We start from the raw sequence: 23,525 nt of genomic DNA, 5'->3' as shown, positions 1-23,525 counted from the left end.
GCGGGCGCACCGCGCGCCCGCCACCCACCGCCCGGCCGGCGTCACCGCTTCACGGCGCCCCGGGCACGCACGGACTTGGTGATGGCCTTCCACTTCTTCAGCCGGGCCGAGGCCAGCCGGGCGTCGGACCGGGAGGCGATCCACTCGCTCTCGCGCTGGAGCTTGAGGTAGCTGTCCATCCGCCGCTGCGGGAGCGTGCCGTCGGCCAGCGCGGCCCGCACGGCGCAACCGGGCTCGGTGTGGTGGCCGCAGTCGTGGAAGCGGCAGTCCTCGGCCAGCTCCTCGATGTCGGAGAAGGCCATCGCCACCCCCTCGCCGCCGTAGAGGCCGACCTCGCGCAGGCCGGGCGTGTCGATCAGCACGCCGCCGCCGGGCAACGGGATCAGCTCACGGGTGGTCGTCGTGTGGCGGCCCTTCTGGTCGACCGCGCGGGCCTGCTGAACGGTCATCACCTCGGCACCGGCCAGCACGTTGGTCAGGGTGGACTTGCCGACGCCGGACTGCCCGATCACGGCGGTGGTGCCGGGTGTGCGGGCGCGCAGCACGTCCACCCCCTCGCCGGTCTCGGCGCTGACCACCAGCACCGTGACGCCGGGCGCGATGGATTCGACGTCGGCCCGGATGAACTCGGCGTCGTCCACCAGGTCGGCCTTGGTGAGCACGACCACCGGCTCGGCGCCGGACTCCCAGGCGAGGGCGAGGAAGCGCTCGATCCGGCCGAGGTCCGGTTCGGCGGCGAGCGAGGAGGCGATCAGCACGGTGTCGACGTTGGCCGCCAGCACCTGGCCGTCCGAACGCTTGCCGGCCACCTTGCGGATGATCGCGGTGGAACGCGGCAGCAGGGCCGCGACGGCCGGCATCGGCTCGGCCGCGAGATCCACGGCCGCCCAATCGCCGGTGCAGGGGCAGTTGATCATGTCGACGTCGCCGACCGCCCGGGTGTCGGCCCGGACGGTGCGCGGCTCGCCGGTGGCCGGGTCGGCCACGACGACGTCGCACCGACCCCGGTCGACCCGGACGATCCGGGCGGGAGTCAGCCCGGCCTCGGCGAGCGGGGCGAAGTCCTCCTCGGACGCGGCCGTCCAGCCGTAGTCGGCCAGCGGGAGGTCGGAGAAGTCGGGGGAATCGGAAGAGAGGAGGGAGAACGACGGAACGGAGGCAGCGTTGAACAACGCGGTGGGCCCTTCGGGAAGAACGTGATCCCGCCGGGCTACGGCTGCGCGCGAGAAGGCGACGTCAGCCGGCGGCCGGGAGGGAGAGGTGGGGTATGCGAGCGCTGCCCAGGGCAGCCGTGACGGCAATGACAGTCACCGGGCTCACCTCCTGCTTCTCCATGGGCCGGCGAAGCGGCCCCCGAACCGAACTGCTCACACCGTAGCGGCCGCCTCCGACCCTGCCAACAGGATTTTCACCCGCGCCGACCGGCCGCCCCGGCAGCCGTCCGCGGCACCGGCCGGCCTTCCGCCACCGCTCCCGGAACCCGCCGTCGGAACTCACCGCCGGACCCCGGCACGGCCCCCGCACCACGACGGGTCAGCGCTGCTCCCACGGCGGCCGCGGCGGGCGGCTGGGCAGCGTGTGCTCGGGGGGCGGCGCGGTCGGCCGGTCGCTGTCCGGCGGCGGCGGGGCCGGCCGGTGGTGCGGGCCGCCCCGGGTGGTGAGCCGGGCCCGGACGTTGTCGGCGGCCAGCACGTCGGCCCAGCGCTCGGGGTACTCGGAGGGCACGTCGACGTCCTCCCCCTCCTCGGCGTACTCCTCCTCGGCGCCCTCCGCGAGGCCGAGTTCGCGCGCCCGTCGGGCCCGCTCGACGGCGCGCCGGGCGGCCACCTCGCGGACCACGGCGGCCGCGGCCTCCTCCTGCGCGCGCTCGTTCTCGGCGCGGGCGTCGGCGGTCTCCAGGGTCGGCCAGCGGCGGTCTATGGCCGCGTTCATCGCGGCGCCGATCAGCACCGCGAGCGCGACCACGAAGATCCAGAGCAGCACGGCCACCGGCGCGGCCAGCGAGCCGTAGACCGAGGGGCCCTCGACCGAGCTGACCAGGTAGAGCCGCAGCGCCACGCTGCAGAAGACCAGCACCACCAGCGCGACCAGCGCGCCCGGGATGTCCTCCCGCCAGGGCGTGGAGACCGGGACGGCGAGGTGGTACAGCGTGGTCAGGAAGACGATCAGCAGCAGGATCGCCACCGGCCAGTAGGCGGCGTTGACCACCGTCGCGAGGTCCGGCACCGCGTTCTGCACCAGCCCGGGCCCCGCCATCAGCAGCGGCAGCACCAGCGAGCCGATCACCAGGGCGCCGAGGTAGAGGCCGAGCGACATCAGCCTGGTCTTGACGATGCCGCGCCTGCCGTCGAGCCCGTACATCACCGTGATCGTGTCGATGAAGATGTAGAGCGCCCGGGAACCGGACCAGAGCGACAGCAGGAAGCCGATCGAGATCAGGTCGGGCCGGGTGTGGTCGAAGACGTCGTTCAGCAGCGGCACCACGACCTGCTTGATCGACGAGTCCGAGAGCACCGTCCCGGCTGCCGAGACGATGTCCGACTTCAGCTTGTCGATCGTGCCGGCGCCGAGGAACTCGTCCAGGTAGCCGAGGGTGCCGGCCAGGCAGAGGAGCAGGGGCGGAATGGACAGCAGGGTGAAGAACGCCGCCTCCGCCGCGAGGCCGGTGACCCGGTACTCGACACAGGTGTTGGTGGTGTCCTTGATCAGCGCCCAGGCCGTACTGCGCCAGGTGACCTGCTTGGTCGCCCGCCGGGAGCCCCTGCCCCGACGACGGGAGGGCCGCTCCGGGTTCGGTCTCGTCGTTTCGCCTGCTGCTTGCACAGGGGTAACGGTATCGGGCCGGGGCGGGTCCGTTGATCTCCCGTGTCGCGATCGGGCCGCCGGGGGCCCGATCCGGGGAGCGGCGGGAACGCCACGGCATCTCGCGATGCGAAACCCATGCGTCCACAATACGGACGTTGGTGGACCTCGTGTCGTGCGCCGTGCGAATCTCTTGCCATGCCTAGCGCCGGAACCACCCTGGTAGGTCGACTCCACGTCGATCTCCTTCGCGTGTCCAGCGCCATCTGTCCGGTGATCTGAGCCCTACCCCGCCGCCACCCACCGCACCCGGCGCCACCACCTCGCCATCCCCGCCGATGAGGATGCGCAGGCGCCCGCCCGGCCACGGCCACTGCTCTCCCGGCCTTGAGAAACCCGCAGGTCACAGCAGTGGACCCGGCCGAGCACGCCCAGCGATCCACCCGGCGTCAGAGCCACCTGCCCCGAAGGACTTCACCATGGCCACCACCCCCGAGACCGCCGAGCCCACGGCCGAGGCGCGCCGCCCCGCCGCGCCGCGCAAGGTGACCCGCCATCGCGGTGAGGGCCAGTGGGGCATGGGCCACTTCACTCCTCTGAACGCCAACGAGCAGTTCAAGAAGGATGACGACGGTCTCAATGTGCGGACACGTATTGAGACGATCTACGCGCAGCGCGGCTTCGACTCGATCGACCCCGCCGACCTGCGCGGCCGGATGCGCTGGTGGGGTCTCTACACCCAGCGCAAGGAAGGCATCGACGGCGGCAAGACCGCGATCCTGGACCCGCACGAGCTGGACGCCGAGTACTTCATGCTCCGGGTCCGCATCGACGGCGGCCGGCTGACGGTCGCCCAGCTCAAGGCGATCGCCGAGGTCTCCGAGCTGTACGGCCGCGACACCGCCGACCTGACCGACCGGCAGAACGTCCAGTACCACTGGATCCGGATCGAGGACGTCCCCGCGATCTGGCAGAAGCTGGAGGCCGTCGGCCTGTCCACCACCGAGGCCTGCGGCGACACCCCGCGCGTCATCCTCGGCTCCCCGGTGGCCGGCATCGCCGAGGACGAGATCATCGACGGCACCTCCGCCATCGACGAGATCCAGCGCCGGTTCATCGGCAACAAGGACTTCTCCAACCTGCCGCGCAAGTTCAAGTCCGCCGTGTCCGGCTCGCCGCTGCTGGACGTCGCGCACGAGATCAACGACATCGCCTTCGTCGGGGTCGAGCACCCCGAGCACGGCCCGGGCTTCGACCTCTGGGTCGGCGGCGGCCTCTCCACCAACCCCAAGCTCGGCGTCCGCCTGGGCGCCTGGGTCCCGCTGGACGAGGTCGCGGACGTCTACGGCGGCGTCATCGGCATCTTCCGCGACTACGGCTACCGCCGGCTGCGCAACCGCGCCCGGCTGAAGTTCCTGGTCGCCGACTGGGGCGTGGAGAAGTTCCGCCAGGTGCTGGAGGACGAGTACCTCAAGTACCAGCTGGTCGACGGCCCCGCGCCGAAGGAGCCCAGCGGCCGCTGGCGCGACCACGTCGGTGTGCACCGGCAGAAGGACGGCAACTACTACGTCGGCTTCGCGCCGCGGGTCGGCCGGGTGAACGGCGCGCTGCTCGGGCAGATCGCCGACCTCGCCGCCGCCCACGGCAGCGACCGGCTGCGCACCACCGCCGAGCAGAAGATGATCGTCCTCGACATCGCCGAGGACCGGGTCGAGTCGCTGGTGGCCGGCCTGGAGGCACTGGACCTGCGGGTCACCCCCTCGCCCTTCCGCCGCGGCACCATGGCCTGCACCGGCATCGAGTACTGCAAGCTCGCCATCGTCGAGACCAAGGAGCGCGGCCGCACGCTCATCGACGAGCTGGAGAAGCGCCTGCCGGACTTCGAGGAGCCGCTGACCATCAACATCAACGGCTGCCCGAACGCCTGCGCCCGCATCCAGGTCGCCGACATCGGCCTCAAGGGCCAGCTGGTGACCGACGAGAACGGCGAGCAGGTCGAGGGCTACCAGGTCCACCTGGGCGGCGCGCTCGGGTTGGAGGCCGGCTTCGGCCGCAAGGTCCGCGGCCTCAAGGTCACCAAGGACGGCCTGCCGGACTACGTCGAGCGCGTGCTGACCCGCTACCAGGCCGACCGCGCCGAGGGCGAGCGCTTCGCCCAGTGGGCCGCCCGGGCCGGCGAGGAGCAGCTCTCGTGACCGCGCCGGGCAGCGGGCAGCGGCCCGTCGGGCGGTCCGGACGCCGGGCAGAGCGGAGCGGGCGATGAGCGAGCGCGCGGCACCCTTCTTCTGCCCCTACTGCGGCGACGAGGACCTGCGGCCGTCGGAAGCCGGACACGGCGCCTGGGAATGCCACGGCTGCCGCCGGGCCTTCCAGTTGAAGTTCCTCGGCCTGCTCTCGACGGCCCATGGAAGTACGGCGACTCACGGGGGTGGCGCGCATGACCGGCACGACGACTGACTACGAGGCGATCGCGACCGCCGCCGGCCGCGAGCTGGAGGAGGCGACCGCGCAGGAGGTCCTGACCTGGGCGGCCGACACCTTCGGCAAGCGGTTCTGCGTCACCTCCTCGATGGAGGACGCCGTCGTCGCCCACCTCGCCTCCTCGGTCTTCCCCGGCGTCGACGTGGTGTTCCTGGACACCGGTTACCACTTCCCGGAGACCATCGGCACCCGGGACGCGGTGGCCGCCGTGCTGCCGGTCAACCTCATCACCCTCAAGCCGCTGCAGACGGTGGCCGAGCAGGACGCCCAGTACGGGCCCGCCCTGCACGACCGCGACCCGGACCTCTGCTGCTCGCTGCGCAAGGTCGAGCCGCTGGGCCGCGGCCTGGCCGGCTACGACGCCTGGGCCACCGGGCTGCGCCGCGACGAGTCGCCCACCCGGGCCGGTACCCCGGTGGTCTCCTGGGACCCCAAGCGCCGCAAGGTCAAGATCGCCCCGATCGCCCGCTGGACCCAGGAGGACGTGGACGCCTACGTCAACGCCAACGGTGTCCTGCTCAACCCGCTGCTGTGGGAGGGGTACACGTCGGTCGGCTGCTCGCCGCTGTCGTGCACCCGCAAGCCCGCGGAGGGCGAGGACGCCCGGGCCGGCCGCTGGTCCGGCTCCGGCAAGACCGAGTGCGGCATCCACCTCTGATCCGCCGTCCCACCCGTTCGAACGTCACTACCCGTCTGGAGACCTCACCGTGAGCACAGCCACCACCCTGGCCGCCGACGGAGCCGCAGAGGCGGCCCCCCAGGCCGCCCCCTGCGAGCGCGGCGCCACCGTGTGGCTGACCGGGCTGCCGAGCGCCGGCAAGACCACGCTCGCCTTCGCGCTGGCCGAGCGGCTGCGCGCCGAGGGCCACAAGGTCGAGGTCCTGGACGGCGACGAGATCCGCGAGTTCCTGTCCAAGGGCCTCGGCTTCACCCGCGAGGACCGGCACACCAACGTCACCCGGATCGGCTTCGTCGCCGAGAAGCTCGCCGCCAACGGCGTCAAGGTGCTCGCTCCGGTGATCGCGCCGTACGCGGACTCCCGCGCGGCGGTCCGCGAGCGGCACACCGCGCACGGCACCGACTTCCTGGAGATCCACGTCGCCACCCCCGTCGAGCTCTGCGCCGAGCGCGACGTCAAGGGGCTGTACGCCAAGCAGGCGGCCGGTGAGATCTCCGGGCTGACCGGCGTCGACGACCCGTACGAGGCCCCCGCGGACCCGGAGCTGCGCCTGCAGACCCAGGGCCGCGAGGTGGCCGAGAGCGCCGCCGAACTCCACGCCTTCCTGACCGAGAGGGGCCTCGCGTGACCACCGCGACCAACAGCCTGGTCCACACCGAAGACCCCGACCGGTCGGGGGGACCCTTCGCGCTGTCCCACCTGGACGCGCTGGAGGCCGAGTCGGTGCACATCTTCCGCGAGGTCGCGGGGGAGTTCGAGCGCCCGGTGATCCTGTTCTCCGGCGGCAAGGACTCGATCGTCATGCTGCACCTGGCGCTCAAGGCCTTCTGGCCGGCCGCGGTGCCGTTCTCGCTGCTGCACGTCGACACCGGCCACAACTTCCCCGAGGTCATCGAGTACCGCGACCGGGTGGCGGCCGAGCACAACCTGCGCCTGCACGTGGCCCACGTCCAGGACTTCATCGACGACGGCCGGCTGCGCGAGCGCCCGGACGGCACCCGCAACCCGCTGCAGACCGTCCCGCTGCTGGACGCCATCGAGCGCAACCGCTTCGACGCCGTCTTCGGCGGCGGCCGGCGCGACGAGGAGAAGGCCCGCGCCAAGGAGCGCGTCTTCTCCCTGCGCGACGAGTTCGGCGCCTGGGACCCGCGCCGCCAGCGCCCCGAGCTCTGGTCGCTGTACAACGGCCGGCACGCGGTCGGCGAGCACGTGCGCGTCTTCCCGCTCTCCAACTGGACCGAGCTGGACGTCTGGCAGTACATCGAGCGCGAGGGCATCGAGCTCCCGGAGATCTACTACGCCCACGAGCGCGACGTCTTCTCCCGCGGCGGCATGTGGCTGACCGCCGGCGAGTGGGGCGGCCCCAAGGAGCACGAGCCGGTCGAGCGCCGCCTGATCCGCTACCGCACGGTCGGCGACATGTCCTGCACCGGCGCCGTCGACTCCGACGCCGCCGACATCCAGGCCGTCATCGCCGAGATCGCCGCCAGCCGCCTCACCGAACGCGGCGCCACCCGGGCCGACGACAAGCTCTCCGAGGCCGCGATGGAAGACCGCAAGCGCGAGGGATACTTCTAAATGAGCACCACGACCGAGAACAGCGCCACCTCCCTGCTGCGCTTCGCCACCGCCGGCTCCGTCGACGACGGCAAGTCCACCCTGGTCGGCCGCCTGCTGCACGACTCCAAGTCGGTGCTCGCCGACCAGTTGGAGGCCGTCGAGCGCGCTTCGCTGAGCCGCGGCCAGGAGGCACCCGACCTCGCACTGCTCACCGACGGCCTGCGCGCCGAGCGCGAGCAGGGCATCACCATCGATGTCGCGTACCGCTACTTCGCCACCCCCCGCCGGCGGTTCATCCTCGCCGACACCCCCGGGCACGTGCAGTACACCCGCAACATGGTGACCGGCGCCTCCACCGCCGAACTCGCCGTCGTCCTGGTGGACGCCCGCAACGGCGTGGTCGAGCAGACCCGCCGGCACGCCGCCGTCGCCGCGCTGCTGCGCGTGCCGCACGTGGTGCTGGCCGTCAACAAGATGGACCTCGTCGAGTACGCCGAGCCCGTCTTCGCCGCCATCGCCGAGGAGTTCACCGCCTACGCGGCCTCCCTCGGGGTCCGGGACGTGGTCGCGGTGCCGATCTCCGCCCTCGCCGGCGACAACGTGGTCGAGCCGTCCGCCCACATGGACTGGTACGGCGGCCCGACCCTGCTGGAGCACCTGGAGACGGTGCCGGTCGGCACCGACCCGAGCGACCGGCCCGCCCGCTTCCCGGTCCAGTACGTGATCCGCCCGCAGAGCGACGAGCACCCCGACTACCGCGGCTACGCGGGGCAGTTGGCCTCCGGCGTGCTGCGGGTCGGCGACCCGGTGACCGTGCTGCCCTCCGGCCACACCACCACCGTCGCCGGCATCGACGCACTCGGCCGGGAGACGGACCTCGCGTGGGCCCCGCAGTCGGTCACCGTCCGTCTCACCGACGACATCGACATCTCCCGCGGCGACCTGATCGCGGCCGGACCGGTCCCGGCGCCCACCAAGGACATCGAGGCCACGGTCAGCCACCTCAGCGAGCGCCCGCTGCGCGCGGGTGACAAGGTGCTGCTCAAGCACACCACCCGCACCGTGCGCGCGCTGGTCAAGGAGATCTCCTACCGGATCGACATCGACTCCCTCGAACAGCGTTCCGGCGCCGAGGGCCTGGACGTCAACGACATCGGCCACGTGGTGCTGCGCACCGCCGAGCCGCTGGCGCTCGACGGCTACAGCGAGAACCGCCGGACCGGCTCGTTCCTGCTGATCGACCCGGCGGACGGCACCACCCTCACCGCCGGCATGGCGGGCGAGGCCTTCGACACCGTACGCACCGACGCACCCGGCGTCCCCGAAGAGGAGGACTGGGTCTGATGCCCAGCGAGGCGTTCTCGGGCATGGACAAGGAAGGCGGCCGCATCGGCAGCGGCGTCCTCGGCAGCGGCCAGGGCGGCCTGACCCGATGTGTGGGCCGACAGGGCTGACCCCAGCCCTGTCACCGGGCCGGTCGCTGTCCCACCCCACAGCTGGTGCAGCCCACCGACCCGGCTTGCCCGGCATCCCCCGATGCCGCAAGCACGACCGACCGACTTTCCGCCCGGGACCGCTCTTCTGCCGGTCCGTCCGTGAACAGGACTTCGCCCATGGCACCGCACCAGGCACTTCCGCACTCGCCCGTCGCGCATAGCCCCGCACACCCCGCCGCCGGCCGGATCAGACGCTCCGCCGCGGCCGCGCTCGCCGGCCTCACCGCCGTGGCACTGCTGTCCGCCTGCGGCTACGGCTCGAAGAGCGAGGACAACAAGTCCACCACCCCGCCGGCGGCCGGTGACGCCACCTCCGGCCCGAAGCTCTCCGCCGACACGGTCAAGATCGGCTACTTCGCCAACCTGACCCACGGCACTCCCCTGGTCGGCCTCCAGGAGGGGCTCTTCCAGAAGGAGCTGGGCGCCACCCAGATCAAGCCCCAGGTCTTCAACGCGGGCCCGGCGGAGATCGAGGCGCTGAACGCCGGCTCCATCGACATCGGCTGGATCGGCCCCTCCCCCGCGATCAACGGCTTCACCCAGTCGAACGGCGAGTCGCTGAAGATCATCAGCGGCTCGGCCTCCGGTGGCGTCAAGCTGGTGGTCAACCCCGAGAAGATCCAGAGCCTGGACGACCTCAAGGGCAAGAAGATCGCCACCCCGCAGCGCGGCAACACCCAGGACGTGGCGCTGCTCAACTACCTGGCGGGCAAGGGCCTGAAGGTCAACCCCGACACCGGCGCCGGCGACGTCTCCGTCGTCCGCAGCGACAACAAGGTCACCCCGGACGCGTACAGCTCCGGCTCGATCGACGGTGCCTGGGTGCCGGAGCCGACCGCCTCCAAGCTGGTCACGCTCGGCGCGAAGGTCCTGCTCAACGAGAAGGACGTCTGGCCGGACAAGAAGTTCGTGATCACCAACATCATCGTCTCGCAGAAGTTCCTCAAGGAGCACGCCGACGTGGTGGAGGCCGTGCTGCGCGGCTCGGTGAACACCAACGCCTTCATCAAGGCCAACCCGGACAAGGCCAAGGCCGACGCCAACGAGGCCATCAAGAAGGAGGCCGGCAACGCGCTGCCGCCGGCCATCCTCGACCCGGCCTGGGCCGACATCGACTTCCTGGACGACCCGCTGGCCAACACGCTGCAGGCCGAGGCCGACCACGCCGTCACCGCCGGTCTGCTCAAGAAGCCGAACCTGGCCGGGATCTACGACCTGACGCTGCTCAACAAGGTGCTCAAGGAGAAGGGCCAGAGCCCGGTGGCGGACGCCGGACTCGGCGCCAAGTAGACCGCCACGCGGCACCGCGCCACCTAGGCGCCCCGCCGCGGCAAGCCCCGCCGCACCCAAGCCCCGCGGTCCGGCCCCCCGCCCACCCGGTCGATGCCCGATCGATGCCCCAGCACACGGGACGGGGGGGGCCGGACCCCGGCCCCGAACTTTCGCCACCCCTCCCTCCTCGCCGTCCACCGGCAGGAGGGGCCGTGACCGCCTCCAGCTCCGGCTGGGCGGTGCCCCCAGATGCAGGAGGTGCCCGGATGACCCCGGCACTGACCACCTCGGACGACGCCGTCGGCGTCGACACCCGCGGCGGCTCGCCCGCCGTCCGGATCTCGCACGTGCACAAGTCCTTCGGCCGCCCGGGCGCCCAGACGCACGTCCTGGACGACATCACGCTCGATGTCGCGCCCGGCGAGTTCGTCACGCTGCTCGGCGCCTCGGGCTGCGGCAAGTCCACCCTGCTCAACCTGGTCGCCGGTCTCGACAAGCCCACCGCGGGCTCGATCGAGGTGACCGGGGGTCGCCCCGCGCTGATGTTCCAGGAGCACGCGCTGTTCCCCTGGCTCACGGCCGGCAAGAACATCGAACTCGCGCTCAAGCTCGCCGGGGTGGCCCGCCCCGAGCGCCGGCCCGAGGCCGAGCGGCTGCTCGAACTCGTCCGCCTCGGCGGCTCCTACGGCAAGCGCGTGCACGAGCTCTCCGGCGGCATGCGCCAGCGCGTCGCGCTGGCCCGCGCGCTCGCCCAGGGCGGCTCGGTGCTGCTGATGGACGAGCCGTTCGCCGCGCTCGACGCCATCACCCGGGACGTGCTGCACGACGAGATCACCCGGATCTGGGCCGAACGGAAGCTCTCCGTCCTGTTCGTCACGCACAACGTGCGGGAGGCCGTCCGGCTCGCCCAGCGCGTGGTGCTGCTCTCCTCCCGCCCCGGGCGGGTCGCCCGTGAGTGGCGGATCGACCTGCCGCAGCCGCGTCGGATCGAGTCCTCCGGTGTGGCCGACCTGTCCATCGAGATCACCGAAGAACTGCGTGGGGAGATCCGCCGCCATGGCCAGCACTGACAGCACCACCACCCTGGCCAAGGACCGGCCGGGGGACATCGCCGACGTCGGCGCCGGGCTGGACGCGCTGGACGCCGTCCAGGTCCGGCGGGTGCCGCTCGGCGAGATCCTGCGGACCAAGGCGCTGCCCCCGCTGCTGGGGCTGCTCCTCGTGCTGGCGGTCTGGCAGGGCGCCTACAACCTCGAACTGACCTCCTCGTACAAGCTGCCCAGCCCGGCCGACGTGTGGGACTCGCTGATCGGTCTCTGGGAGGCCGGGACGCTCTTCGGCATCGTCTGGACGAGTGTCTGGCGCGGCATATCGGGCTTCCTGATCGCGGTCGTGATCGGCACCCCGATCGGCCTGCTGGTCGCCCGGGTCAGGCCGGTCCGGGCCGCGCTCGGTCCGGTGCTCTCCGGCCTGCAGTCGCTGCCCTCGGTCGCCTGGGTGCCGGCCGCCGTCATCTGGCTCGGCATCAACGACTCGATGATGTACGCCGTCATCCTGCTCGGCGCCGTCCCCTCCATCGCCAACGGCCTGGTGGCCGGCATCGACCAGGTGCCGCCGCTGTTCCTCCGGGCCGGCCGCACCCTGGGCGCCACCGGCCTGTCGAACGCCCGCCACATCCTGCTGCCGGCCGCCCTCCCCGGCTACCTGGCCGGCCTCAAGCAGGGCTGGGCGTTCTCCTGGCGCTCGCTGATGGCCGCCGAGCTCGTCGCCTCCTCCCCCGACCTGGGCCTGGGCCTGGGCCGGTTCCTGGAGAACCAGCGCGAGTCGGCCAGCATGTCCGGCGTCCTCCTCGGCATCATCCTCATCCTGTTCGTCGGCATCGCCATCGACCTCCTGCTCTTCGCTCCGCTGGAGCGCCGGGTGCTCCGCAACCGGGGTCTGATGGGCACCGCCCGCTGATCCCCGGCGCCGCACCGGCGCCCGCCGCACGCCCGCCGCACGCCCGCCGCACGCCCGCCACGGCCCCGAGCCCCGGCAGTCGAGTACTCCCGACTGCCGGGGCTTCGGCATTCCCGGACTCCGGGGGGGGCGATTCGTACAGGACACGCACCCCATGACGGATGTGTACGGACAAATCGGAGCGGGCCCACGACAAACCCATGGGATACGGAATATGAAATCACGCCAGACAATGGCCGGAATCATGGCATTGATTGAACATTTCATTTCGTGGACATAGGTTCGTACAAGTCAACCGAAAGGAATGGTCATGATTTCGTTCCACACCAAGGCCGTGGCCGTCGGCGCAATGGCGGCGGCCCTCCTGCTGGGTTCCGCACCGCTCGCCTCGGCCGACACCAGCCCGAAGGCTTCCTGCAGCTCCGGCCTCGGGTCTCCCGGAAATGACGCGACCTTCTCCGGCTACGCGCAGTACTTCGTCGTCAACAGCTCGACGATCAACAATGTCTCGTACTCGCTCGCCACCAACAGCCAGGGCCAGTACAGCAACTACAACAACAACAATTTCCAGGCCTACCTGCTGGACGGTGGCGGCAACAAGGGCTGGTACGAAGCCAACCACCTCGGCTACACGCTGGACGACATCTGGGGCCCGACCCTGGGCACCGGTGTTCAGACCAAGCGCGGGCAGACGAAGCTCACGGTCGCCGCCCGATTCCTCGACACATTCGCCTGCAAGGGCACCACCTGGTCCTTCTGATTCCCCTTCGGAACACTCCGGGCGACGCCCCTCGTGAAAGAGCGGGATAACCCCGGCCAGTCAGGCCCGTAACGGTGGGGCGGCGGAATCCGCCGCCCCACCTCCCGCACCCCCTGGAGAACCCGCTCATGCGCCGGACCGCACGTCTGGTCGTCACGCTCGCGCTCGCCGCGCTCGCCGCCGGCTGCGCCGGCCAGGGCACGCCCACCTCGGCCGAGCCCACCGGTCCGCGCCCCTACCTGGCCGACGCCGACGCCCACGGCTACCTCAGCTACGACCCCCGGACGCAGGCCCTGACCGGCTACACCCGCGACGGGACACGGCGGTGGCAGCGGGAATCCATCGACCCGTACGAGGTGCACTGCGTCCTGACCTGCCCCGATGCCGTGATCAGCCTGCGCCCGAAGGCCACCGGCGACGGCGACGGGACCGGCGCCCCGACCCCGGCCGACAACGCCGCCCCGGCCGCCGACACCACCGGCACCCCCGGCGTCCTCTGGATCACCGGCACCGCGGCGACCCCCGCCGGTGGCGCCGACACCAAGATCCACTGGGCCTCCTCCCGGGCGGACTGGATCGGCTCCACGCCCACCGAACTCCTGATCTCGAACCGGGGGAACATCACCCGGACGCCCCTGAAGAACTCCGCCTCGGCGCTTTTCCGGCTCTCTCCCGACGGCTCCTCCGCCATGATCTCGACCCCGGCCGGCGCGACACCGGAAAGCGGCTGGTCCGGACAGTCCGTGGACATCGGGAAAGACGGCCCTGGACTGGGCCGGAGCATCGCCTCCATTCCCGGCCCGATCGGCTGCTGGAGCCCCGACGGCAGTCGTATGGTGACCCTCGGGAAGAATCCTTCGGTGGTTTCCGCCCAGGACGGCGCGCCGGAGACCGGCCTCGCCGCGGAGTTCGCCAGTGAATGCAGCTCCGGACCGTCCGGAATCGCCGTCGGTGAATACCGTCCGAGCCTGGACGGGAACACCGGGCAGGCCACCCTTTTCGACGGGAACTCGTTCCGCCGGATGAGCACGTCCCACCAGCTGGCGGACGCCTCGGGATTCAAATCTGCCGGGCCCTGCGTGACGTTCACCCAGCACGGCAGAGTGGGATTCATGAATCCGGCGGACGGCTCCGTGAAATCCACCGGAATCCAGGGCGTCGACACCTGGGAGGTCGCGACCGGTGAACTCTGGGCGCTGCACCCGGACGGCCGGGCGGAGCTCGTCCCGGTCGGCCCGAAGAACTGCCCGCCGGCCGGCTGACCGGCCGCCGCGCACCGGGTGTGGCGCATATCCCAGCAGCCGGACGGGGCTTTCCCGGTGATTCACCGGCTGCTAGGGTCGGTATTCTACCCGATTCTTCCCGCACGCCGAGGCCTCGTGTGACCATCCCCGCACCCGCCCGACCGTTTCTGCTGATCGCCCACGGCAGTCGCGACCCCCGGCACGCCGCCACGGTGGCCGCGCTGGTCGAGCAGGTCCGCGTGCTCCGCCCCGGCCTGGAGACGGCCACCGCTTACCTGGACCACTGCGCACCGCGGATCCCGCAGGTGGCCGGCCGGCTCCCCGACGCCGTGGCCGTCCCGCTGCTGCTCAACCGGGCCTTCCACGCCAAGCACGACATCCCGGCGGCGCTGCGCTCGGCCGGCGCCGACCTGCCCGTCGCGGACGTGCTCGGCCCCTCCCCGCTCCTGCTCGCCGCGCTGGAGCGGCGGCTCGCCGAGAGCGGGCTCGACACCTCCTCGCCCCTGGTACGGGCCCGCACCGGCGTGGTACTGGCCGCCGCCGGCTCCTCCGACCCCGCGGCCGACGCCGCCACCCGCGCCCTGGCCGCCGGGTGGCACGAGGCCGGGGGCTGGGCCGGCGTCGAGGTCGCCTACGCCTCCGCCGGCGGGCCCCGGGTCCCCGAAGCCGTCGCGGCGCTGCGCTCGGCGGGCGCACAGCGGGTGGCGGTCGCCCCGTACCTGCTGGCGCCCGGGCTGCTGCCCGACCGCATCGCGGCGGCGGCCGGGGACGCCGACGTCCTCGCCCCCGTCCTCGGCGCCTCCCCCGAGCTCGCCGGCCTGCTGCTGCGGCGCTACGACGAGGCCTGCCGCGCGGCCCTCGCCGCACCGGCGCTCAGCGCCACCGCCTGACCGGGACAAGCCGCCTGGAGCCGGTACGGCGCCGGAGAACGCCTACCGTCACCGTCTCGCCGCCCCCGCGGCGAACCGACGCCGCATCAGGCCGTGCTCGCCGGCGGGAACGCCGTGCTTCAGCGGCGGCGGGCCGGCACATGGGCATCGAGGAAGCCCCGTTCGGAGGCCGGGTCGTGCAGCAGCCGGGCGAACGTGACGAGGCCGGCCCCGGCCGGCAGCTCGACGAACCGGTCCGCCGGCCGGCTGTGGGCGGGCGCCACCCGATGGCGAAGCGGAGCGGCTCGGGCCCGTCGGTCGCGAAGAACGAGACCAGGAGCAGGCCCCCCGGCGCCAGGACGCGCGCCTGCTCGGCGAGCAGCGCGGGCAGTTCCCCGGGCGGGGTGTGGATCATCGAGTAGTGGGCCGGCACTCCGCCGAGCGCCCCGTCCTCGACGGGGAGGTCCTCCGTCCTCGCCACGTCGAACCGCAGCGCCGGACGGGCCCGCCGGCCATGGTCGACCATGGCCGGGGAGAGGTCGAGCCCGAAGGAGTCCAGCCCCAGGTCGTGCGGGATGGCCGTCAGATGTCCCGGCCCGCACCCGACATCGGCCACCCGCCGGTTCCCCGTCCCGCGCACCAGCTCGGCGAAGTGCCGATCATGTTCCGGGAGGACGGCCGCGTCTCCAACCGACCGGCGAACATCGACGCGTACAGCTCGACGACCCCGTCGTAGGCCGCCCCGGTCCCGTCCTGGCGATCCACCACGGGAAGGAAGCCAACACCCGCGCCGTCGGGCGGGCAGCCGTTCTCCGCCCCTGGGCCGCGTCCCGGGCCCGCGGCGGCGGACTCGCTCCACCTCCACGGGATGACCGGCGCTCGGCTCCCCGACGGGACCGCCGGGACGGGAGCGACCCGCCGCCGCGAGGACGCCCCCGTCGGATTCCCGCCCGCCCGTGCGAACGGCCCGGCTCCCCCTCGCGCGGGGGAGCCGGGCCGTTCGTTCGACGAGGTCGGTCAGTCGGCCTTGCGGCGCTGGCGACCGGTGCCGTAGTTGCCACCGCTCTTGGAGCCGGAGCCGGGCTGCGGGCGGCCGGAGGAGCGGCCGATGAAGCCGGCCGCCTGGCGGCGCCCGCCGCCATCGCCGCCCTGGCCGCCGCCGCCGGCCGCGCCCATGCGCTGCTTCGGGCGGGGACGGCGCGGGTTGCCGTTCATGTCGACGTCGGTGGGCAGGCCGGAGCGCTTGCCCGGACGGCGGCGGGGCGCGCCCGCCTTGGCCTCGGCGGCCGGGGCGGCGGCCGGGGCCGGGACGACCACGGCCACCGGGACGCCACTGGGCGTGCGGGCGCCGGTGATCCGGGTGAGCTCGGCGTCGCCCGGGCGGATCTTCGTCGTGGTCGGGCGGATGCCGGCGACCGTCATCAGCCGGCTGACCTCGCGCCGCTGGTCGGGCAGGACCAGGGTGACGACCGTGCCGGACTCACCGGCGCGGGCGGTGCGGCCGCCGCGGTGCAGGTAGTCCTTGTGGTCGATCGGCGGGTCCACGTTGACGACCAGGTCGAGGCCCTCGATGTGGATACCGCGGGCGGCGACGTTGGTGGCGATCAGCGCGGTCACCAGACCGTCGCGGAACTGGTCGAGCACCCGGTTGCGCTGGGGCTGGGACTTGCCGCCGTGCAGGGCCGCCGCCTTCACGCCGTTGGCCAGCAGCTGCTTGGCCAGGCGGTCGGCGCCGTGCTTGGTGTGCACGAACATGATCACGCGCCCGTCGCGGGAGGCGATGTGCGCGGTGGCGGAGGCCTTGTCGGCCGCCTCCAGCTGGAGCACGTGGTGGTCCATGGTGGTCACCGCGCCGGCCGACGGGTCGACCGAGTGGGTCACCGGGTCGGTCAGGAAGCGCTTGACCAGCCGGTCCACGTTGCGGTCCAGCGTGGCGGAGAACAGCATCCGCTGCCCGCCCTCGGCGACCTGCTCCAGCAGCTTGGTGACCTGCGGCAGGAAGCCCATGTCGGCCATCTGGTCGGCCTCGTCGAGCACCGTGATGGCCACGTCGGACAGCCGGACGTCACCGCGGTTGATCAGGTCGTCCAGCCGGCCCGGGGTGGCGACCAGGACCTCGGCGCCACGGCGCACGGCGTTGGCCTGCCGGGTGATCGACATACCGCCGACGACGGTGGCGATCCGCAGGTTCACGGCGGTGGCGTAGGGGGTGAGCGCGTCGGTGACCTGCTGGGCCAGCTCACGGGTGGGCACCAGGACGAGGGCCAGCGGGTGCCGGGAGTCGGCGCGCTTGCCGGCCGTACGGGCCAGCAGCGGCAGGCCGAAGGCGAGCGTCTTGCCGGAGCCGGTGCGGCCGCGGCCGAGCACGTCACGGCCCGCGATCGAGTCCGGCAGGGTGGCGCCCTGGATCGGGAACGGCTCGGTGACGCCCTCGCGGGTCAGCGCGCTGAGGATGCCCTTGGGCAGCTCCAGCTCGGCGAAGGTCGCCGCCGGGGGCCTGGGCGGGGTGCCCTGGACGACGGTGAAGTCGGCGGGCGCCTGGACGGCACGCGGGGCGCTGTTGCGGGGGGCGCCGCCACGGGAGGCGCGGGGGGCGCCGCCGTTACGGGCGCCGCCGCCGGTGCGGGGCTTGCGCGAGCGGTCGCCGCCGCGGTCGTTGGTGCGGTCGCCGTCACGGGGCGAGCGGGCAGGGGTGGTCACGGATTCTCCATCCGATGGGAGGCACAGCCCGGTCGGGCTGGTCGGCCGTCGGAAAGGAAGTTCGCCGCCCCGGCCGTTCGGCGGCATGCACGAGGGCCCGCACCGTGCGGTACGGGCCCTCGCTACGCGAGATCGCGAGTCAGCTCGGAAGCTGGACTCAGATGACGCGGATGTTCTCGGCCTGCGGGCCCTTCTGGCCCTGCGTGACGTCGAACTCGACCTTCTGGCCCTCGACGAGCTCACGGAAGCCCTGAGCGGCGATGTTCGAGTAGTGGGCGAACACGTCAGCGCCGCCACCATCCTGCTCGATGAAGCCGAAGCCCTTTTCGCTGTTGAACCACTTCACGGTGCCGGTAGCCATAACCGTCTCCTCAAAAAACTGGGGCATCAGAGCCCACACTTCGTGGACCCCAAGTAGCCGCGATCCCCATCCGGAGACTGAAACACCGGACAAAACAAATGCGCCTGTTGGGTTGAACCAGCAGGCGCACACAAACGTTCATGGGAACCAAAACTGCAACTGAGTCGACTGTAGCACGGCGACACCCCGATTGACCGGGGACTTTTTGCCTGACACGTCACGTTTGCCGCCGCACGGGAACGGGCAAGCGGCGCCCGCCGAAGCGAACGCCGCCTGCCTGCCGTGCACCGGGTGCGGTCAGTACCGTCCGGCCGGCTCCGGCACACCGTGGCCACCGGCCACCGGGGTCGGGCCGGAGTGGTGCTCGTCGTCCGCGCCGTGGCCGGGCCACCAGGCGGCGCGGCCGATCAGCGCGGTGAGCGCCGGGGTGAAGAAGAGCGCCATCACGAAGGCCGCCAGGGCGATGCCGAAGGCCATCGCGAAGCCGAACTCCAGCATGAAGACGTTGCCCGCGAGCATGAAGGTCGCGAAGGAGGCCGCCAGGATGAACCCGGCCGCCGCGACCGTCGGACCGCCGTGGCGCAGCGCCTCACGGGCCGCCTCACGCGGGTTGCGGCCCGCGCGGGCCTCCTCCCGCAGACGGGCGATGATCAGGATGTTGTAGTCCGTACCGATCGCCACCACGAAGAGGTAGATGAGGATCGGCAGCATGAACATCAGGCCGGACTCGCTGCCGAGCTTCTGGAAGAGCAGCGTGGCGGACCCGAGGGTGGCCGTGAAGCCCAGGCCGACCGAGACCATCAGGTACCACGGGGCGACCACACTGCGCAGCTGCAGGCCGAGGATGAGCAGGATCAGCAGACCCGCGATCGGGAAGACCAACTTGTAGTCGTGGGTCATCGCGAGGTTGATGTCCTTGTAGACGGCGGTCAGACCGCCGACCTTCGCCTCCGTGCCGGCCGGCGCCTGGCTGTGCGCGATGTCCCGCAGGTCGGTGAGCGAGGCTATCGCGGCGTTGCTGGACGGCTCGTTCTTGAGCAGGACGGTGAAGTCGGCCGTCGTGCCGTCCTCACTGAGCTGCGGCTTCGCCGCGACCGGGGACACCCCGGACACCGTGCTGAGCTTGGCCGCGTAGCTCTCGAACGCGGCCGGGTCGAGCTTGGCGCCGGCGGTGCTGGTCAGGTAGACGTGGCTCGGGTCGGCGGCGCCGGCCGAGAAGCCGTTCATCAGCTTGTCCTGGACGACCATCGACTCCTTGTCCTTGGGCATGGAGCTGCCCGCGAGGTCGAAGGTGCCGTTGTAGCCGAGGGCGCCGGCCGACAGCGCCACGAGCACGCCGCCGGAGGCCAGGGCCACCAGGGCGGGGCGCTTCTCCACCATCCGGCCGAGCGCGGCGAACCGCGCGTTGCTCGGCTCGTTCATCCACTTCTTGCCCGGCCAGAAGACGCCGCGGGCCGGAATGACGGCGAGCACGGCGGGAGCCAGCGTGAGCGAGGCGACCGCGGTGACGACGACCGCGATGGCCAGGGCGGGGCCGAGGGCCTTGAACATGCCGAGGCTGGAGAGCACCAGCACCGCGAAGGCGACGGTGACCGCGCCGGCCGCCGAGGCGATCGCCTCGCCGACCCGGCCGACGGCGTTGGCCACGGCCTCCTTGCGGTCGTCACCGGCCCGCAGCCGCTCGCGGTAGCGGAAGGCCAGGAAGAGGAAGTAGTCGGTGCCGACCCCGAGCACGACGACGATCAGGATCGCCGAGAGCACCGGGGTGCTCTCCAGGTTGAACGCCTTGGTCGCGTAGGCGATCACGCCGTTGGCGGTCGGCATGGCGACCACCAGTGAGATCAGGACCGGCAGGATGCCGGCCAGGATGCTGCGGAAGATGATTCCGACGATGATCGCGACCAGGAGGACCGTGGACAGCGCGATGAGGGCGTCGGCGGAGCCGGAGGACTCCTTCTGGTCCAGCGCCTGGGCGGCGGCGCCGCCGAGCTGGAACTTCAGGTCGGTCCCCGAGGCGAGCGACTTGCCCTCCTCGCGGAGGTGCTTGGCGGCCTCGCCGAAGTCCTCGGACTGCTGCTTCGCCTTGTCGATGGCGATCGGCGCGAGCGCGTACTTGGCGTCCTTGGAGGTCGTCTGCTCGCTGACCGGGATGATCTTCTCGACGTCCGCGATCTTCTTGTCCGTGAGACCCTGGACGATCTTGGCCATGGCGGCCTTGTCGGCATCGGTCATCGCGCCGCCATCGTTGCGCTCGAAGAGCGCCAGCGCGGAGGGCGTGAAGCTGGCCGGGAAGGCCTTCTCCTGGAGCACCGAGGCCTGGATGGACTCGTAGTGCTTGGGGAGGAACGAGGCCTCGTCGGTCTGGGCGGTGATCTTCGGCGCGCCGGCCACGATCGCGATCATCGCGACAACCCATGCCGCGATCACCCACCAGGCGCGGCGGACGACGAAGTGTCCAAGTCGGTGGAACATGCTCGTGATGCCTCCTGGGCATGGTTCACCGCAGCCCTCGGGGGACGGGACGTCGGGCGACGGAGGACCGGCAGGGCATGGCGACGAGGCCCGCCCCTAGCCGGTCGGCAGGTAAGTGAGATGAGGACATCATCCTACGAGAACTTGCTTGCCGCCCGGCAAGTTGCCCCCGTAAGCCAACCCCCTCGGAGACGCCGAACAGCGGCCCCGCACCATCTTCACCCGGCGGACGGCCCGCTCACCTCGTGCTCCGGGTGGAGACAGCTCCCCCTCAGGGTGGAGTTCGCACCCACCCCGAGGGAGGAGAAGTCAGGGTTCCCCGGTAGGGATAACCCCACCCCGGGCCCGTGGCAGACCCCCCGGGGAACTCCCCCGCCACCCGGATACCCGCTCAACAGCCGCTTCCCTACTGTCGATCGCGACGCCGGACCCGCAGCCGGCGCCCGATCCCGGCGGCCGGCTCCCGGCCCCGCGCGCACCCGGCGACGACCGCCGCTCTCCCAGGGGGAATCCGTGAAGACCAAGCTCGGCATGGCTGCCGCGATGGGCGCCTGGAGCGCCCGGCACAGAAAGACGGCCCTCTTCGGCTGGCTGCTGTTCGTCATCCTCTCCGCCTTCCTCGGCGGACTGCACGGCAGCACGGAGGTCGCCGACTCCGAGGCGATGCCCGGCCAGGTCTCCCGCGCCGCGCGGATCCTCGACGAAGCCGGGCTCACCGCCCCCGCGAGCGAGACCGTCCTGGTCCAGAGTGCCACCCTGACCGCCGACGCACCGACCTTCCGCGCCGCCGTCGAGCAGGTGGTCGCCGGGGTGAACGGCACCGGCCGGGCCACCGACGTCCGCTCCCCGTACGACACCGGTGCGGTCTCGGCGGACCGGCACTCCGTCCTGGTCCAACTCGACGTCAAGGGCGAGCGGAAGGAGGCGGTGGCGAACGTCACAGCCGTCCTGGACGCCGTCGCCGCCGTCCAGGAGCACCACCCGGACCTCACCGTGGCCGAGCTCGGCGACGCCAGCTCCGGCAAGTGGATCGACGAGCAGTTCTCCAGCGACTTCACCCGCGCCGAGTGGACGGCCGTCCCGCTCGCGCTGGGCATCCTGCTGATCGCCTTCGGCGCGCTGGTCGCCGCCCTCCTGCCGGTCGTCCTCGCCGTCACCGCCTTCGTCGCGGCCGGCGGACTGGTCGCGCTCAGCAGCGGCGTGCTGCACACCACCGACAGCGCCGGCTCGGTGATGCTGCTGGTCGGCCTGGCCGTCGGCGTCGACTACTGCCTCTTCTACCTGCGCCGCGAGCGGGAGGAGCGGGCCGCCGGGCGGGACTCGGCGACCGCGCTGAAGATCGCCGCCGCCACCAGCGGCCGGGCGGTCCTGGTCTCCGGTGTCACCGTGGTGGTCGCCATGGCCGGCATGTTCCTCACCGGTATCGCCGAGTTCCGGGCCATGGCCTACGCCACCATCCTGGTCGTGATCACCGCCGTGCTCGGTTCGCTCACCGTGCTGCCCGCCCTGCTGTCGATGCTGGGCGACCGCGTCGAGAGGGGCCGCCTCCCGCTGCTCGGCCGGCCGCGTCGCCGCTCCACCGCCACCACCGGCGGCCGGTTCTGGAACGCCGTCCTCACCCCGGTGCTGCGCCGCCCGCTGGCCGCCGCCCTGCTCGCCTGCGCCGTGCTGCTCGGCCTGGCCGCGCCGCTGCTGACCATGCGCACCGCCAACCTCACCTTCCGCCAGCAACTGCCCGCGGGCAACGCGCTGGTCGCCGTCTCGGACAAGATCGAGGCGGCGTTCCCCGGCAGCCCCGCGCCGGCCTCGGTGGTGATCAAGGCCGCCGACATCGACTCCCCGGCGATGACCGCCGCGATCGCCGACCTCCGCGCCAGGGCGCTGGCCGGCGGGCGGACGCACGGGCCGGTGAACGTCACCGTGCATCCCGAGCAGAACGTCGCCACCGTCGACATCCCGCTCAACGGCAGCGGCAACGACGCCACCAGCGTCGCCGCGCTGAAGAGCCTGCGCGAGGAGTTGGTGCCCGCCACCGTGCTCCGGGTGCCCGGCACCGAGGCGCCGGTCACCGGACGGACCGCCGGCTCGCACGACTTCAACGCGAAGATGACCGGCTCGATGCCGCTGGTCCTCGGCTTCGTGGTGGTCTTCGCCTTCCTGCTGATGCTGACCACCTTCCGCTCCCTGGCCGTCGCCGCCACGGCCGTGCTGCTCAACCTGCTCTCGGTCGGCGCCGCGTACGGGGTGCTGACACTGGTCTTCCAGCACGGCGTGGGCGCCTCGCTGCTGGGCACCGCCGGGGTCGGCGCGGTCGAGTCCTGGGTGCCGCTGTTCCTCTTCGTGATCCTCTTCGGCCTCTCGATGGACTACCACGTCTTCGTGGTCTCCCGGATCAAGGAAGGACACGACCAGGGCCTGTCGACCCGGGCCGCCGTCGCGCACGGGATCCGCTCCACCGCCGGGGTGGTCACCAGCGCGGCAGCGATCATGGTCGCGGTGTTCGCGGTCTTCGGCACCCTCTCCATGCAGGCCATGAAGCAGATGGGCGTCGGCCTCGCGGTCGCCGTACTGATCGACGCGACGCTGATCCGCGCGGTGCTGCTGCCCGCGGTGATGACCCTGCTGGACGAGCGCAACTGGTACCTCCCCCGCCGGCTGCGGTGGCTGCCCGACCTCTCGCACGGCGGGAGCGTCCCGCCGACGGGCCCCGGCCCGGCGGTGCGGGGCGCCGACCCGACCGCACCGGACAGCGGCCCGACCGCACCGGACAGCGGCCCGACCGGCTCCGAGCAGGCCCGGCACCGCCGGATCGGGGTCTGACACCCCGCCCGCCCCGACCGTCCACCGGCCCGTCCCGCAGCCGTCTCCCA

19 protein-coding genes and 1 pseudogene are annotated in these 23,525 nt (G+C 72.2%); 14 read left to right on the top strand and 6 right to left on the bottom strand.

All coding sequences use genetic code 11. The annotated features are described in order from the left end of the window. Positions 1–41 precede the first annotated feature (41 nt). Together rsgA and ACFXHB_RS25265 are read right to left on the bottom strand one after the other, a co-directional pair. Positions 42–1,172 (bottom strand): ribosome small subunit-dependent GTPase A, encoded by a 1,131-nt coding sequence (rsgA, locus tag ACFXHB_RS25270; protein WP_380576893.1) that lies wholly within the window; start codon positions 1,170–1,172, stop codon positions 42–44. Between the two features lie 361 nt (positions 1,173–1,533). Continuing rightward, positions 1,534–2,823: a YihY/virulence factor BrkB family protein gene (locus ACFXHB_RS25265; RefSeq protein WP_380576892.1), complete on the bottom strand. Its 1,290-nt coding sequence runs from the start codon at positions 2,821–2,823 to the stop codon at positions 1,534–1,536. Between the two features lie 117 nt (positions 2,824–2,940). Between ACFXHB_RS25265 and ACFXHB_RS25260 the strand changes: the two genes are divergently transcribed. The 13 genes from ACFXHB_RS25260 to ACFXHB_RS25200 all read left to right on the top strand — a co-directional run bounded on the left by ACFXHB_RS25260 (position 2,941) and on the right by ACFXHB_RS25200 (position 15,143). Continuing rightward, complete coding sequence (locus ACFXHB_RS25260) at positions 2,941–3,084, top strand: putative leader peptide (protein WP_380576891.1); 144 nt, start codon at positions 2,941–2,943, stop codon at positions 3,082–3,084. 197 nt (positions 3,085–3,281) lie between these two features. Further along, entirely contained in the window at positions 3,282–4,997 is a 1,716-nt protein-coding gene (locus tag ACFXHB_RS25255; protein ID WP_380576890.1) for a nitrite/sulfite reductase, read from the top strand. 64 nt (positions 4,998–5,061) lie between these two features. Next, a complete protein-coding gene (locus ACFXHB_RS25250; RefSeq protein ID WP_380576889.1) occupies positions 5,062–5,259 on the top strand; it encodes a hypothetical protein in 198 nt (65 codons plus the stop codon). Beyond that, on the top strand, positions 5,240–5,941 hold the full coding sequence (locus tag ACFXHB_RS25245) for a phosphoadenylyl-sulfate reductase (RefSeq protein WP_380576888.1): 702 nt from the start codon (positions 5,240–5,242) through the stop codon (positions 5,939–5,941). Before ACFXHB_RS25250 ends, ACFXHB_RS25245 begins: the two co-directional genes overlap by 20 nt. A 67-nt stretch (positions 5,942–6,008) precedes the next feature. Beyond that, the gene (gene cysC / locus ACFXHB_RS25240) at positions 6,009–6,590 is read left to right on the top strand and encodes an adenylyl-sulfate kinase (RefSeq protein WP_380576898.1); all 582 of its coding nucleotides are present in this window, start codon (positions 6,009–6,011) and stop codon (positions 6,588–6,590) included. Further along, the gene (gene cysD, locus ACFXHB_RS25235) at positions 6,587–7,540 is read left to right on the top strand and encodes a sulfate adenylyltransferase subunit CysD (RefSeq protein ID WP_380576887.1); all 954 of its coding nucleotides are present in this window, start codon (positions 6,587–6,589) and stop codon (positions 7,538–7,540) included. Before cysC ends, cysD begins: the two co-directional genes overlap by 4 nt. Continuing rightward, on the top strand, positions 7,541–8,866 hold the full coding sequence (locus tag ACFXHB_RS25230) for a sulfate adenylyltransferase subunit 1 (protein ID WP_380576886.1): 1,326 nt from the start codon (positions 7,541–7,543) through the stop codon (positions 8,864–8,866). It begins immediately after the preceding gene. Between the two features lie 269 nt (positions 8,867–9,135). Continuing rightward, a complete protein-coding gene (locus tag ACFXHB_RS25225; RefSeq protein WP_380576885.1) occupies positions 9,136–10,308 on the top strand; it encodes an aliphatic sulfonate ABC transporter substrate-binding protein in 1,173 nt (390 codons plus the stop codon). A 248-nt stretch (positions 10,309–10,556) separates the two neighbouring features. Next, positions 10,557–11,360, top strand: a complete 804-nt coding sequence (locus tag ACFXHB_RS25220) for an ABC transporter ATP-binding protein (protein ID WP_380576884.1) — start codon at positions 10,557–10,559, stop codon at positions 11,358–11,360. After that, positions 11,347–12,249: an ABC transporter permease gene (locus ACFXHB_RS25215; protein WP_380576883.1), complete on the top strand. Its 903-nt coding sequence runs from the start codon at positions 11,347–11,349 to the stop codon at positions 12,247–12,249. Before ACFXHB_RS25220 ends, ACFXHB_RS25215 begins: the two co-directional genes overlap by 14 nt. Before the next feature lie 310 nt (positions 12,250–12,559). Beyond that, a complete protein-coding gene (locus tag ACFXHB_RS25210) occupies positions 12,560–13,009 on the top strand; it encodes a hypothetical protein (protein ID WP_380576882.1) in 450 nt (149 codons plus the stop codon). A 128-nt stretch (positions 13,010–13,137) separates the two neighbouring features. Continuing rightward, positions 13,138–14,271 (top strand): hypothetical protein, encoded by a 1,134-nt coding sequence (locus ACFXHB_RS25205; protein ID WP_380576881.1) that lies wholly within the window; start codon positions 13,138–13,140, stop codon positions 14,269–14,271. Positions 14,272–14,390: 119 nt separating this feature from the next. Beyond that, a complete protein-coding gene (locus ACFXHB_RS25200) occupies positions 14,391–15,143 on the top strand; it encodes a sirohydrochlorin chelatase (RefSeq protein ID WP_380576880.1) in 753 nt (250 codons plus the stop codon). A gap of 119 nt (positions 15,144–15,262) precedes the next feature. Here the strand turns inward: ACFXHB_RS25200 and ACFXHB_RS25195 are convergent. The 4 genes and pseudogenes from ACFXHB_RS25195 to ACFXHB_RS25180 form a co-directional block, all read right to left on the bottom strand. Next, positions 15,263–15,890 (bottom strand): annotated as a pseudogene (locus ACFXHB_RS25195) (class I SAM-dependent methyltransferase). A gap of 249 nt (positions 15,891–16,139) precedes the next feature. Beyond that, entirely contained in the window at positions 16,140–17,909 is a 1,770-nt protein-coding gene (locus ACFXHB_RS25190; protein WP_380576879.1) for a DEAD/DEAH box helicase, read from the bottom strand. Between the two features lie 70 nt (positions 17,910–17,979). Continuing rightward, entirely contained in the window at positions 17,980–18,183 is a 204-nt protein-coding gene (locus ACFXHB_RS25185) for a cold-shock protein (RefSeq protein ID WP_380576878.1), read from the bottom strand. Positions 18,184–18,480: 297 nt separating this feature from the next. Further along, entirely contained in the window at positions 18,481–20,655 is a 2,175-nt protein-coding gene (locus tag ACFXHB_RS25180) for an MMPL family transporter (protein ID WP_380576877.1), read from the bottom strand. A 531-nt stretch (positions 20,656–21,186) separates the two neighbouring features. Here ACFXHB_RS25180 and ACFXHB_RS25175 point away from each other — a divergent pair. Further along, positions 21,187–23,475 carry an MMPL family transporter gene (locus ACFXHB_RS25175; protein WP_380576897.1) on the top strand — a complete coding sequence of 763 codons (2,289 nt, stop codon included), beginning with the start codon at positions 21,187–21,189 and terminating at the stop codon, positions 23,473–23,475. Positions 23,476–23,525: the final 50 nt, after the last annotated feature.

The sequence above is a fragment of the Kitasatospora sp. NPDC059327 genome, assembly GCF_042752535.1.
Lineage (GTDB): Bacteria > Actinomycetota > Actinomycetes > Streptomycetales > Streptomycetaceae > Kitasatospora.
This window is presented reverse-complemented; position numbering and strand designations above follow the sequence as displayed.

Bases quoted from the DNA above. Each gene is read 5' to 3' on its own strand.
- ACFXHB_RS25260 (WP_380576891.1), top strand. From the start codon at position 2,941: ATGCGTCCACAATACGGACGTTGGTGGACCTCGTGTCGTGCGCCGTGC.
- ACFXHB_RS25255 (WP_380576890.1), top strand. From the start codon at position 3,282: ATGGCCACCACCCCCGAGACCGCCGAGCCCACGGCCGAGGCGCGCCGC.
- ACFXHB_RS25250 (WP_380576889.1), top strand. From the start codon at position 5,062: ATGAGCGAGCGCGCGGCACCCTTCTTCTGCCCCTACTGCGGCGACGAG.
- ACFXHB_RS25245 (WP_380576888.1), top strand. From the start codon at position 5,240: ATGACCGGCACGACGACTGACTACGAGGCGATCGCGACCGCCGCCGGC.
- ACFXHB_RS25230 (WP_380576886.1), top strand. From the start codon at position 7,541: ATGAGCACCACGACCGAGAACAGCGCCACCTCCCTGCTGCGCTTCGCC.
- ACFXHB_RS25225 (WP_380576885.1), top strand. From the start codon at position 9,136: ATGGCACCGCACCAGGCACTTCCGCACTCGCCCGTCGCGCATAGCCCC.
- ACFXHB_RS25220 (WP_380576884.1), top strand. From the start codon at position 10,557: ATGACCCCGGCACTGACCACCTCGGACGACGCCGTCGGCGTCGACACC.
- ACFXHB_RS25215 (WP_380576883.1), top strand. From the start codon at position 11,347: ATGGCCAGCACTGACAGCACCACCACCCTGGCCAAGGACCGGCCGGGG.
- ACFXHB_RS25210 (WP_380576882.1), top strand. From the start codon at position 12,560: ATGATTTCGTTCCACACCAAGGCCGTGGCCGTCGGCGCAATGGCGGCG.
- ACFXHB_RS25205 (WP_380576881.1), top strand. From the start codon at position 13,138: ATGCGCCGGACCGCACGTCTGGTCGTCACGCTCGCGCTCGCCGCGCTC.
- ACFXHB_RS25190 (WP_380576879.1), bottom strand. From the start codon at position 17,909: ATGCCGCCGAACGGCCGGGGCGGCGAACTTCCTTTCCGACGGCCGACC.
- ACFXHB_RS25185 (WP_380576878.1), bottom strand. From the start codon at position 18,183: ATGGCTACCGGCACCGTGAAGTGGTTCAACAGCGAAAAGGGCTTCGGC.
- ACFXHB_RS25180 (WP_380576877.1), bottom strand. From the start codon at position 20,655: ATGTTCCACCGACTTGGACACTTCGTCGTCCGCCGCGCCTGGTGGGTG.
- ACFXHB_RS25175 (WP_380576897.1), top strand. From the start codon at position 21,187: ATGGCTGCCGCGATGGGCGCCTGGAGCGCCCGGCACAGAAAGACGGCC.